The organism is Bradyrhizobium sp. SZCCHNR1017, from assembly GCF_032381375.1.
Classification (GTDB): Bacteria; Pseudomonadota; Alphaproteobacteria; order Rhizobiales; family Xanthobacteraceae; genus Bradyrhizobium.
Genome location: NZ_JAUHIR010000006.1, coordinates 293208 through 306361 on the forward strand (window position 1 = coordinate 293208; position 13154 = coordinate 306361).

Annotated in this window: 7 protein-coding genes and 2 pseudogenes; 4 read left to right on the forward strand and 5 right to left on the reverse strand. The window is 65.0% G+C overall.

Annotation, left to right across the window (positions count from 1 at the left end):
• Positions 1-669: 669 nt before the first annotated feature.
• Genes QW863_RS17675 through QW863_RS17695 form a run of 4 tightly spaced genes read left to right on the forward strand, consistent with a single transcriptional unit; the run spans position 670 to position 9346 of the window.
• Complete coding sequence (locus QW863_RS17675; RefSeq protein WP_315715086.1) at positions 670-2217, forward strand: ShlB/FhaC/HecB family hemolysin secretion/activation protein; 1548 nt, start codon at positions 670-672, stop codon at positions 2215-2217.
• Positions 2217-7508 (forward strand): filamentous hemagglutinin N-terminal domain-containing protein, encoded by a 5292-nt coding sequence (locus QW863_RS17685; RefSeq protein WP_409977939.1) that lies wholly within the window; start codon positions 2217-2219, stop codon positions 7506-7508. Before QW863_RS17675 ends, QW863_RS17685 begins: the two co-directional genes overlap by 1 nt.
• Complete coding sequence (locus QW863_RS17690) at positions 7508-9055, forward strand: diguanylate cyclase (protein WP_315715083.1); 1548 nt, start codon at positions 7508-7510, stop codon at positions 9053-9055. Before QW863_RS17685 ends, QW863_RS17690 begins: the two co-directional genes overlap by 1 nt.
• Positions 9056-9088: 33 nt before the next feature.
• Complete coding sequence (locus QW863_RS17695) at positions 9089-9346, forward strand: hypothetical protein (RefSeq protein WP_315768080.1); 258 nt, start codon at positions 9089-9091, stop codon at positions 9344-9346.
• 497 nt (positions 9347-9843) lie between these two features.
• On the opposite strand, the gene QW863_RS17700 is transcribed toward QW863_RS17695, so the two are convergent.
• The 5 genes and pseudogenes from QW863_RS17700 to QW863_RS17720 form a co-directional block, all read right to left on the reverse strand.
• Entirely contained in the window at positions 9844-10245 is a 402-nt protein-coding gene (locus QW863_RS17700) for a hypothetical protein (RefSeq protein ID WP_315715440.1), read from the reverse strand.
• Positions 10238-10336: pseudogene (locus tag QW863_RS17705) on the reverse strand (conjugal transfer protein TraD); the annotation flags it as partial. The pseudogene QW863_RS17705 and the gene QW863_RS17700, both read right to left, overlap by 8 nt.
• Before the next feature lie 67 nt (positions 10337-10403).
• Positions 10404-10595: pseudogene (locus QW863_RS17710) on the reverse strand (conjugal transfer protein TraA); the annotation flags it as partial.
• A 302-nt stretch (positions 10596-10897) separates the two neighbouring features.
• Positions 10898-11677: a GntR family transcriptional regulator gene (locus QW863_RS17715; RefSeq protein ID WP_315715082.1), complete on the reverse strand. Its 780-nt coding sequence runs from the start codon at positions 11675-11677 to the stop codon at positions 10898-10900.
• 12 nt (positions 11678-11689) lie between these two features.
• On the reverse strand, positions 11690-12967 hold the full coding sequence (locus tag QW863_RS17720; RefSeq protein WP_315715418.1) for an MFS transporter: 1278 nt from the start codon (positions 12965-12967) through the stop codon (positions 11690-11692).
• Positions 12968-13154 lie beyond the last annotated feature (187 nt).

Here is a 13154-nt window from a genome sequence, read left to right on the forward strand (position 1 = left end):
GGGACACGACCACGCGCCCCAGCCCATCGCTCAATCGCCGGGTGGTCAAATATGGCATAATGGTCAATCAAACTGCACTTTAGTGAGGCTTACATCTGCGGATTGTTCGCGGCGCCTAACGCCGGTCTCGGCCAGGGCGCCGGCGTCCTGCGAGACGCTCAGCACCCTGCCGTAGACAAGGCCGTAATGGGTGAAGTTGAAGGTGTCGATCTTTATCTCGGCCGCCTCGCCGAAATTGACGAAGCCGAAGTCCCAATGAGATCATGGCTGCGGAATAGCCGTGCGTCTCATGGAGCGTGTACCTGTCGGCGAGGAGGACGGCTTGGCGCTGGCTGGCTCACGATCGCTCCGTGGAATTACTGGCTGACCCCGCAGAGAGCTCCACTTCAACGTCCCATTAAGCATGAAGCGCTTAGGTCGTTGGGCTGAAAGAAGTGCGCGCGCCTCGGACAACACCGTTGGCTCGCGGAGTGACATGAGTCGAAGCGGCATATGGCGAAGCCTGTCAGCTCCCTTCTATGTGCCGCAGCCAGTATCGGGGCGCTGATGTACTCCTCGTCCGCGCTATCCCAGATCGCAGCTCCCAGTCAGGTGACTCCGCCGAGCCTGCGACCTCAATTCCCGGCGGGCGAGCAGCCGTTGCGACTACCGGGGCCGCTGGAAACGGCCGTGCCGCCCGGCAACGCAGCCATGGCCGTCGTGGTCGGCGAGGCGCAGCTCGATGGCGCGTTTCCCGAGCTTCGCACGCTCACCGACCCCCTGATCGCTCGCGTCAAGGGCCAACGTGTCAGCGTTGCCCAGATCTATGCGCTCGCGACCAACCTCGAAGGCCTCTATTCGCGCGCCGGCTATCCGCTGGTGCGGGTCAGCGTGCCGCCGCAACAGCTGGTCGACGGCGGGACACTTCGCCTTGTTGTCATCGACGGCTTCATCGAAGCGATCGACGTCAATACGCTTCCTGAGCGCGTGCGAAACGTGGTCGCCGGCCGGACCAACTTGCTGCTGGGGCGGCCGCATCTCACGACCGAACAAATCGAGCGTGCGCTGCTGATCGCGGGCGACGTTCCCGGCTTGAGGCTGCGCAGCACCCTGGTGCGCGGCACGCGCGAAGGCGGGGTACGGCTCGTGCTCGAGGGCGAGCATCGGCTGATCTCGGGCTCGGCCGGAGCCGACGATCGCCTGTCGCGTTCGCTCGGCACTTGGCAGCTGCGCGGCACGCTGGCGCTCAACAGCGCGCTCGGCGCTGGCGAGCAGATCTACGGCACGGCCGGACTCAGCACGGATTTGCGTGCGGCCTCGGCAGGCGACGCGCCGTTCTCGCTCTACGGCGGCGGGGCCGTCGTGCCGATCGGAGCGGACGGCATCACGGTCAATCCGGAATACACGCATTCGCGGACGGTCACGAAGCAGACGCCCGGCGCCCCCGCTTCGCTCGGCAGCTTCGACCGGTTCGCGCTACGCCTGCGCGGGCCGATCGGGCTGTCGCGAAAGGCGTCGCTCTACGCCAACCTCGCCGTCGAGGATGTCGAGCAGCAGATCTCGGCGCCGGATTTCGGGGTGGCGCTCAGCCACGATCATTACCGCGTGCTTCGCGGCGGCATCGACTACGCCACGACGTTGCCGTCGCAGGCAGGGCTGCAGCTCGGAGCGCAGCTCTCGAAGGGGCTCGGCGGACGCAATGCCGAGGACGCGATCACCTCGCGCGTGCCGTTGTCGCGGATCGGCGCGACGCCCGACTTCGTCAAGCTTGCGGCCACCGCGCGCCTGTCGCAACCTTTGCCCGCCGGCTTCCGCTTCGATGTCATCGGCACCAGCCAGATCACCGGCGGCAAGGCCATGCTGCGCTCCGAGCAGCTGTCGCTCGACGGAAGCGACGCGCTGTCTGCCTTCGCGTCCGGCACGTTGAATGCCGATGAGGGCTTCACCTTGCGCGGAGAGCTGGCCTACCCGTTCGTGTTCAATGCGTTCGGCACGGGGGCCGCCGCATCGCCCTATCTGTTTGCAGCCGGCGGCCGGGGCTGGATCGCGAGTCCCTCGGCCGTCGAACAAGCCGCCCTCAACGCGGGAGCCGTGGGGACCGGCGTCCGCAGCAGCGTCAGCATTCCCGGCAGCTCCGCCGATGCGAGCCTTGCAGTCGAGATCGCGCGCGGCTTCACCGACGTCAGCGGCGTGCGGCAGGGCTGGCGGGCCAATGTCCTGGGCACGGTGAGCTTCTGATGCGCGCGTTCGACCACGCACGAAACGCGCGAGCGGCGAGCGGATGGCGCAGACGCGCTGCCCTCTTGCTCGGCTGCACCTCTCTGCTCGCCATATCATCGCGCGCGCTGGCGCAAGCCGGTCTGCCGCAGGGCGGCAGCGTCGTGTCAGGTCAGGCCACGATCGGCGCGCCGGCGGGCAATACCCTCACGATCAACCAGACATCCTCCAGGGCGATCGTCGACTGGAACAGCTTCTCTGTCAGTGCCGGAAACAGCGTCAACTTCGTCCAGCCGAACTCGAGCGCAGCCATCCTCAACCGGGTCACGGGGACGACGACCTCGACCATTGCCGGCCAGGTCAGCGCAAACGGGCAGGTGTTCCTGGTCAATCCCAACGGCATCGCGATCACGCCAACTGGGTCGGTGCAGGTTGGCGGCGGCTTCGTGGCCTCGACGCTCGACATCGGCAATGCCGATTTCAACGCCGGCCGCCTGATCTTCACCGGCAAGGGCGCTTCGGCCGCCGTCAGCAATGCCGGCGCGATTTCCGGCGCGAGCGGTGCATTTGTCGGGCTGATCGGCGGGACCGTGTCCAACAGCGGCACGATCACCGTGCCGCTCGGCCGCGTCGGGCTCGGCGCCGGAGAGGCGATCACGCTCAATCCGACAGGCGACGGCTTCCTGCAGGTCGCGCTTCCCACCAAGTCCACCACCGCCGATGGCAAGGCGATCATCGACATCGCCGGCAGGATCAAGGCGGCGGGCGGCGCGATCGAGATCAAGGCGGCGGCGGCCCAGCAGGCCGTGCGCGACGTGGTCAACGTGTCCGGCGTGCTCAGCGCCCGCTCGCTGTCGGGCCGCTCCGGCCGCATCGTGCTCGGCGGCGGAAGCGGCGCGGTGACCATATCAGGACGGCTTGCGGCCAATGGCGGCCGCAGCAATGCCGGCGGCACCATCGTGGTGACCGGGAAGAAGGTTGCGCTGACCGCGACAGCGAAGGTGAGCGCCGACGGCAAGAGCGGCGGCAAGGTGCTGATCGGCGGCGATATGCGCGGCGGCCGGGATCCGTCCGCGAAGCTGGTCGCCGATGACGTGCCGACGGCCGAGACCACTTCGGTCGCGCAGGGCGCGACCATCTCGGCGAAAGGCAGTGCCGGCGATGGCGGCAAGGTCGTGCTGTGGTCGGAGCAGACGACCGACTTCCGCGGCAGCGTCGTTGCGACCGGCGCTGATGGCGGCAATGGCGGCGGCGCCGAGGTCTCGAGCCACGGCCTGCTGGACTTCCGCGGCAGTGTCGACCTGACCGCCACGGGCGGCAAGACCGGCACGCTGCTGCTCGACCCCTATGACGTGACCATCTCGACCGCGGCCGATAGCAACATGTCGAGCAGCGGCAACACCTACTCGCCGACCGGCAACAGCTCGGTGCTGTCGGTCGCCACGCTGCAAGGCGCGCTGGCGACGGCAAATGTCACCGTCGACACCGGAAGCGGCGGGTCACAGAGCGGCGACATCACCGTGGCGAACGCAGTGACCTGGGCCAGCGGCCACTCGCTGACGTTGAACGCCGCGCGTGACGTCAACGTCAATGCGGGCATCAGCACCAGCGGCGGCGGGACATTCTCGGTGTCGGCCGGCCGCGACGTGAATGTCAGCAGCAGCATCACGGCCACCGGCGGAGCCCTCAACGTCAATCTGGCTGCGTCCGGAAGCTCGGGCTCGCTCGTTATCAACGGCGCAACCATCGACACGAATGGCGGCGCGCTGACCGGGTCCGCAGTTCAGGCGGGGAGCAACGCGGCTGTCTGGCTGGCCAATAGCACCCTCAACGTCGGCGCTCTGACGCTCACGGGCACCTCGGCCTCCGGCAACGGGGTCGTATTCGCCGGATCGAACGCCATCACCAACACCAGCGGCGGCACGTTGAGCATCAGCGGAAGCAGCCCCACGTTGCCGGCATTCGTGCTGCAGGCCGGTGCGAGTCTGGATACCGCCGGCGCAGTCAGCATCACCGGAACGTCGAACAGCAGTGTCGGCGTCTATCTGCTGGGCAACAACACCATCACCGATCATTCCGGCGGTCTGACCCTGAGCGGGACGACGTCATCCAACGTCGGATTCTGGATCAACAGTGGCAACAACACCTTCACCAACTCTGGTGGCGGCACGCTCGCGCTGAACGGCACGGTCACGACCTCATCCGGATCCCAGGGCATCGCATTTAACTCAGGCGTGGGCCTGACCACGTCGGGCACGGTCACGCTCACCGGCACATCGATCACCTCCAACGGTGTCGAATTCCAAGGCTCGAACCTCGTCACCGACACTGCCGGAAACCTTACCGTCAGCGGAGCCAGTACCACCGGCATCGGCGTCTTCTTTACCGCCACACCAACAACGCTGACCAATTCCGGGACGGGAGCTCTTTCGATCTCAGGCAGTTCGGTTGCGGGCGCGGGAGGGGGATTTGGCGCGGCCATCAATTCCGACCTGACGACGTCGGGCAACATCTCGATCTCCGGCACCGACACCGGCACCTCCTACGGCCTGTACCTGAACGGCTCCGCGATCACCAGCAACTCGGGCAATCTCACGCTGAGCGGCTCCTCGACGGGTTCGAATGGCGTCTGGGATCAGGGCAACGGCACCTTGGCGCTGACCAACGCGGGGGCCGGCACATTCCAGCTGATCGGCAGCACACCCAGCGCCAGTCGTGGCATCCGCTTCAATACCGGCAGCAATCTGACCACCCTGGGCTCCGTCTCACTGAACGGGTCGTCGGGAAGCGGTGAAGGCCTGTCGTTCAAAGGCAGCAACATCGTCACGATTCTGAACGGCACGCCGAGCTTTGCAGGCAGCTCGACCTCCGGCAGCGGCGTCTTCTTCCAGGGCGCCACGACCATCGATAACCAGGGGACCGGCACGGCGACGTTCTCGGGCACGTCAAACAGCGGCTTTGGCGTGAACTTCACCGGGACGAACACTGTGTCCGGCAACGTATCGTTCGCGGGCATCTCGACGGCGAGCGACGGCGTCAGCTTTGGATCAGCCTCGAGCCTCGCCGTAACGGGCGGGAACGTCGCCGTCAGCGGCATCTCCACCGCCACGAGCGGGTCGGGCTCGACGGTCGGCACTTACTTCTCCGGTGCGACGGTCAGTAACTCGGGCAGCGGATCGCTGACCATCACTGGAACCTCCAACGACACGGGGCCGACGAACAGCGGGAGCGCCGGCGTGCTCTTTGCCGGCACCGACGCCATCAGCAATTCCGGCGCTGGCACGCTGGCCATTTCGGGATTCAATCCGTCCGGCTACGGACTCCAGTTCCGGAATTTCTCTGCTGTAACTACATCTGGCACCATGTCGCTGGCTGGAACGTCGAGCACGGGTTATGGCGTGTTGGCATCGCTCGCCAGCTTCACCGCAACGGGAAGTGTGACGCTGACCGGCACCTCGAACAGCAATGTCGGCATGGTCGCCAACGGAGGCAACACGCTGACCGCGACGAGCGGCGCTTTGATCCTGCAAGGCACTTCGGTGTCCGCTGATGGCCTGCAACTGCGCGGGACGCTCGCCACCAGCGGCTCGGGGCTTGTGTCGATCAGCGGAACGAGTAGCGGCGGAAGCGGCATCGCGGTCAACGCCAATGTGACCTCGTCCGGCACCACGTCGATCTCAGGCAGCTCGACCAGCGGCAACGGCATCTATTTGCGGGGCAGCACCACGATCGACAATCTGAGCGGAACCGCCGTGACGTTCGCCGGCACGAGCACCAGCGGGGCCGGAGTGACGATCGATCAAGGCAGCCCGCTCACGACCTCAGGCGACCTGCAGCTGAGGGGGACGAGCAGCACCGGATCCGGCCTCGTCGCCAGCGGTAGCAACGCCATTACGGCCAACTCGGGCGCGGTCACCCTTGCAGGCAGCACCTCGTCCGCCTCGGCTGTCGGAATCGACACGTCTGCAGCCGGGGTTGCGATCACCAACAACGGCACCGGCACCCTCATCCTCGACGGTCGCGGCGGCGACCGGCTCGGCGCCACGATCACCTCAGGCGCGGCGCCGGTGGTGATCAGTGACACTGGTGCGGTGAGCCAGATCGGCGGCGCCATCGCTGCTACGGCGCTGCGGCTGTCGGGCGGAACGAGCTACGTGCTTGGCGCCGACAACACTGTCGGCACGCTTGCCGCCAGCGGTATCGGCGCGCTCACCTTCAACAACGCACAGAGTTTGACCATCGGTGCGGTACAGGGGATCAGCGGAATCAGCGCCAGCGCCAACGCGACGATCCTCTCGGCCGGCGACCTGACGATCGCAAGCGGCAGCGCGGTGGTCGCCGCAAGCCCGGTCCTATCGGCAGCTCGTGCCTTCATCAACAATGCCGGCAGCGGCGCGGTGAGCGCGACGTCCGGCCGCTGGCTGATCTATTCGGCCGCACCCGGCGCCGACAGTTTCGGCGGATTGGACAGCGGCAATCCTGCGATCTGGAACGCGACCTACCAGTCGGTGCCGCCGGGGAGCGTGAGTGCGCCGGGCAATCGTTACCTGTTTGCGGCTGCCGCGCCCGGGACGGCCGGGAATGGCTCATCGTCCGCGAACACGGATCTCATTCCGGCCCCATCGACGCCCGCTCTGATTCCCCCCTCGCCGTCCTCCACGCCCGATTCCGGCGTCTTGAACGGCTTTGGAGCCGCAGCTGAGTCAGTGAACAATGGAAGGACCAGCGGCGGTGCTGGAGGTGGCCATGGCGGCTTGGGCGGTGCGGCCTCTGCCTCGAGCGCTTCCCAGGGTTCGGCAGGCCAAGGCCCTGCAGCCGGCCCGGCAAAGTCCGCAGCCGAGCATGCCGCTGCGGCTCCGCCGGCCGCCGCACCCGTGCCGCCGCCGAGCCAACCCGCCCAAGCTGCCCCCGAGCCACCGATCTTATCCGCGCCGCCCACCACGATCGCGCCTGCGCCAGCCCGAAGCATGGTCGATCTTGCGCTGTCGCGCCTCAATCGCGAAGCGCTCGCGACCACCATTGCCGAGGAAATTTCGCGTGTGGCCCGCTCCGCCGCGAGGTCATTGAGGGCCGCCGAATTCACCATTGCGGCCGCAAGCTCGGTCCTGACCGTCGGCTTCATCGCTTGGCTGCTGCGCGGCGGGACGCTGCTCGCCGCGTTCCTGGCCTCGGTCCCGCTGTGGCGCGGCTTCGATCCTTTGATGGTGGTGCTGCGGCCGCGGAGGACGGAAAGGACCCGCGCCACATCCGAGGTTGATGCGATGTTCGAGGGCGGCCAGGGAGCCGGTCGATCGCTCGCGGACATCACGTGATGAAGCGATGGCTGTCCCCCAAACTCCAGCTCAGCCTCGGTCTGGTATCCTTGACCGTCAGCCTAATTCTCGTCGCCGCCTCGCTTGGCTTGCTGCCAAACGAGGAGAGAGCCGAGCTGGAGCAGCGCGGCGTCACCGCAACCGCGCTGGCGGTGCAACTCGCCGTCCTCGCCAGCCGCAATGACACGGCCGCGATCAAGGACACGATCGACGTCGTGGTCAGCCGCAGCCCAGCCATCCTCTCCATTGCCATCCGCGACGCGCATGGCAATATCCTCGCCGGATCCGATCGCCACCTGACCCACTGGCGCGAGCTGCCCGACGGCAAGTCGACCGCGACGCATATCCAGGTGCCGCTGTTCAATGATGACACGCCTGCCGGTCGGATCGAGATCGCCTTCAGGCCGCTCACCAGCGGAGCGAACCCGCTCGATCTGGGGCCGGCCCTGTTCGCGTTCGTGGGATTCATGGCGGTTACGGGCTTTGCCGGCTTCTACCTGGTGCTTGGCCGCGCCCTGCGCGAGCTCGATCCGAGTCGCACGATTCCGAAGCGGATCGAGGCGGCGTTCGATACCCTCGCTGAGGGCGTGCTGATCATTGACGACGACGAGCGCGTGCTGCTCGCAAACCGGGCTTTCAAACACAACGTTCTGACCGGTGGCGAGCTTGAGCTCGGCTCTCCGGCCAGCGGATTGCCGTGGCTTTCGTCGGTGGCGGCTCCGGTTGCGCCAAGCGATCTGCCGTGGCGTGTCGCCCTGGAACATGAGCATCCGGTGCTCGGCGCGGAGCTGAGCATTCGCGATGCCGGCGGCGGCATGCACCGGCTCGTCGTCAACGCGACCCGCATCCTCGACGGCAGCGGGACGGCACGCGGCGCCATCGTCACGTTCACCGACGTGACGGCCTTGCATGAAACCAATATGCGGCTGAGCGCCTCGGTCGAGGAGCTGCGCAAGGCACAGCGGCATATCTCCGATCAGAATCTCGAGTTGCAATATCTTGCCTCGCGCGACCCTCTGACCGGCTGTCTCAACCGTCGCACCTTTTTCGAACAGGCGGAAGCACTGCTGACCGAAGCAATCCGCACTCGGCGTCCGTTCGTCTTCATGATGGTCGACGCCGACCACTTCAAGCGGATCAACGATCGGTTCGGCCATGCCTTCGGCGACAAGGTGCTGGTCGGGCTCTCCGACCAGTTGCAGACATTCTGCGGCGGGCCGCATCTGGTCGGCCGTTACGGCGGTGAAGAGTTTTGCGTCGCGCTGATCGGCCTGAGCAAGACCTCGGCCGAACACGTGGCCGAGCAGGTGAGACGGTCGGTGTCGAACGTCGGGACTTGGCTGCCGGGCAGCGAACGCGTGACCGTCAGCATCGGGCTCGCGCCTCTCGACGATCCGCGCGACAAGCTCCTCGATCTGGTCAACCGCGCAGACAAGGCGCTTTACGCAGCCAAGACGGCGGGCCGAAATCGCGTGGTCGTGGAACGCACTAAGGATGCGGCGCCCACGTCGTGCGAGAGCGGCTTCCCGGGCCGGTTGGCGCTGTGATCCCTAACGAACGACGCAGGCGGTCGGCCTTAGATGCCCTACCGTATCGGGGCGGACGCCGTCGCAGCGCTCGGCCAGCGGGCTCGCCGGACGACGGAATGCCAGCAATGGCTGATACGCAAGCCCTCGCGATCGCCGGTTTGTAGGTCGTGGGCCATGCTGCGCTCATCGGTACCCTTGATGGTGGTGACGCTCGGCGAAACGCCGACGCAGCGGCTCGGCATGGTCGACACCTCAACGACCCGATTTGCGAAATCAAGGTCGTCTTGGATGTTGCACGACGAGCAGTGACCGATGATCGTTCAGATCAAAGCGCTGGTTCTCAAAGAGCCGGGCCCGTCATGGATTAGGACGTTCCGGGATAACGTTCCCGTCCCGATACTACTTTCACATCCCGAGCGCACCAAGCAGGCGCGGCGGGGTCGCCGAAGAATATGCGAGCATGAGCGAGAACTGCAGCGCAAGCTTCGTCGTAAGGCGGACTGAGGTTGCCTCGACTGAAGGACCCTTGCGCCGGAGAGCTCCGTGCAAGCCTACGCCGCGCTTGCCACAACGACTCTCGGTCGAAGGAGTCGACGCAGTTAGTTCGGGTGGAGTTCTTGTAAGATGGCGTTACAGGGTCGTTGGTCAACATTGAACGGCACCAAGTTACGGCGGGCCAGGACAGATTCTAGAAACACCGTCCCAACGGCGTTGGGGCGGCCCTGGAGCGCCTGGACCATCCCGAGATCGGCGGACGGCTCCTGAGCATCGTCTGCGCGAGGCGGCGCGCAGACGACTTGCCGATCTCAGCTCAGCCCGATCATCCGTGCGAAGCGGGTTGCTGTCCTCACCTCCGGCTGCTGTTCAATCTCCGGCTGTTCCGACCGGTTCAGCACCGCCAGGGAGATCAGGACGATCTGGGCGACATATTCGATCACCATCGAGAACAGCTCACCGTCCGGGCTGTGATAGTCGATCCGCGTTGCCTGGCCATCCTGCACGGTCCTGACGACCGTCCAGCCCAGCCGATTGCTGGTATGTCGGATCAGTTCGCCGATGGTGTGAATCTGAAAACGTGATGGGTCCTGCCGCAGGATCTCGCGCGCCTTTGCGTTCATCGTCAGGATGCGCGCGCTCTCGACCCTGTTCTGACCATCCATGACCGGCACGGCCGCGATGATCCCGAGCGGCGATCGGTCCGCGATCATCGCCGGTCAAGTCCACGACACGAGCCTTGACGACGAGGCCGCCGAGTTCAATGAGATGCCGCGTGCGCTTGCGGCGCACGACCTGCCGCATATCATGCCGCACCCTTGCTGCCTGTTGACGATTGCGCGCCGCCCGGTTGCGCCCGAGAGCCGCCAGCGAAGCAGTCGGCGCGGCGGCCCGAATCGATGCGCAGTTCGGTCTCGAGGTCGAGCGCGCGGCTGGCGCGGTTGACCCGGCTGCCAGCCGCTTCGCGGGCAAGCTCAGCGTTCTTGTAGGCGGCTTCGGCATCGAGCGAGCCATAAGGCCGCACCTCCTCGAATACCCGGCGGATCTTTTGGAGTTCATCAATACCGGCTTAGCTCCACTTCCTCATAGCGCTCCAGGGCCTGGATGCCCGGGATGCTGAGGTAGCCCTCAAAGCGCGGCCGCTGCTCGTCGACCGTGAACGGTTCGAGCGCAACTATCAGGAGCGGCTCCTTGCGGTCGGCCGCACACGTCCGCAAACGTCGAGTAAGGTCGGCACGAGACTGCAGCTAAAGACCAGTTTGCCAGTCCACACGAACGCAAACGACCCACCAGCTCGATCGATGGCAACGATCGACCGTCGAACTTCGCGGGCGCCGTGAGTGCGAGACCACCAGGTGGGATGGTTCAGCCTGCAGCGGCGGCAATGGCCCAGCGCGATCTGGCCTCCCGTATCAATTCTGGCAAATTTGCGATCGTTCGGTGCATGTGGGCTTCCAGGCGCGCGCACGCGCGCGCGGCGTTCTGGCTGCGGACGCCGTCCGCGATATCAAGACAGTCACGGAGCTCGGAGTCCGGATCGGCGTCTTGGGAGATGACGAGGCATCGAATATACCGGCTGCGGTCGTTGAAGTTTTTTATCATTCGCAGCATCTCCTCGTTCCTCGATATCTGCGCGATCTGCTCGAACACACCCTCGATGGCGGCAGCATAATGCTTGGCGCGATTCCTTGCCGAATTCGCGGGCGGAAGCGCCGCCACTCTCATCGCGCTTCGGCCAAAGCGTACGGCCGACGACGACTCCAAAGCCTTCCTGAGATTATACGCGAGTACCAGCCGAGCAAACTCATAGAGGTCCTGCAGCTCCGCTGCGTCCGGGACCCTCGAGAAGAAGCCTCGCTTCGGAACGATATCAATCAGCCCCTCGCCATGAAGACGCTCGAGAGCTTGTCTCACCGGTGTCGCGCTCGCCCTGACATAGTCAGCAAGCTCGTCGATGCGCAGGTGCTCGCCTGGCAAAATGATCTTCGACTCCGACGTCAACTCGTAATGTGTGACCAATTCCTTGATTCGGGCGTAGGCAACATCGACTCGATTGAATTCGCTGTCCATATCGATACCTGCTGCGCGAGGATTGCTGATCCGGCGGGCTTGAGCCGAAGGCTGCGCGGCGCGTCGCGCGCTCATGCGACGCGTCGCTCATCTCGCTTCCTGCTCACGATCGATCGCCGAGTGCCGCCGGGTGTCGCGCATGGCGAGATAGACGACAAGAGAGGTCGCAATGCAGCCGGTGAGGTAGAAATAGAACCAGCTTTCGTGACCGATCGACTTGAACCAAAGCGCGATCGACTCTGCCGTGCCGCCGAAGATCGAAACGGTCAATGCATATGGCAGCGCTACGCCCGTTGCTCGAATTGCAGTTGGGAACAGTTCGGCCTTGACCACCGCATTGATCGAGGTATAGCCGGATACGATCAACCACGCCGCCGCGATCAGGAGGAATGCGGTAAACGGATCGTGGACTCCCTGCAGCGTGTTCAGAAGCGGAATCGTGAACAGAGTTCCGCCCAATCCGAACCCGATCAACAGCCATTTGCGTCCGATGCGATCGGAAAGGGCGCCATAGAGCGGCTGCAGCGCCATCGCGAAGATCAGGCTACAGGCGGTGACCATGGTCGTTTGATCATCGGTCAGCTTGACGGAGAGCTTCAGGTATTTCTGCATGTAGGTGGTATAGGTGTAGAAGGCCGCAGTCCCGCCCATGGTTAGTCCAACAACGAGCAGGACTTCACGTCGGAACTGACCCAGCGCACGCAGCGAACTCCCCTGTCTTGCCGCCTTCGCGCGGGTGAATACATCCGTTTCGTGCAGATTACGACGCATGACGGCGGCCACGACGGCCAGCAGCGCGCCGATCACGAACGGAATACGCCAGCCCCATCCCCGAAGCTGCTCCTCCGTCAGGAGCACCTTCTGCAAGACCAGGAGAACGACGATCGCGCAGAGCTGGCCGCCAATCAACGTCACATATTGGAAGCTGGAATAGAATCCGCGGTTCTTTTCGTCCGCGACCTCGCTCAGGTAAGTTGCGCTGGCGCCATATTCACCGCCAAGGCTGATTCCCTGCACGACTCGCGCGAAACCAAGCAGGACCGGCGCCGCAAAGCCGATCGACGCATAGGTGGGCGTCACGGCGATGATCAGAGAGCCGAAGCACATCATCAAGACCGACAAGGTCAAGGCATTGCGGCGGCCATGATGATCTGCAAAATGGCCGAATAGCCAGCCTCCAAGTGGGCGGACAAGAAAGCCGGCGGCAAACAGCAGCGCGGCATTCAACTGCTGCACAACCTCGTCGCCCTCAGGAAAGAACGATTTGGCGAAATACAACGCAAACGCGGCATAGGCGTAGAAGTCATACCATTCCACCAGATTTCCGATCGAGCCGACGAAGATCGCGCGCAAGCGGCTACCCATCCCAAGGCCGTCACGGCGTGCTTCATCGGCGGCCGCAACGAGGGTGGGGTTGATAGCTCGCTCAAGATTCATGGCGTCCTCCGAGTGCACGTTTTCTTAGGCTCTAAGGCCAATCGTGCTCATGCCTGAGCAACCCGCGTGCCAGCCGGCCGCGGCCGCCGACCGCGCCGGCAAACAAAGCGATTTC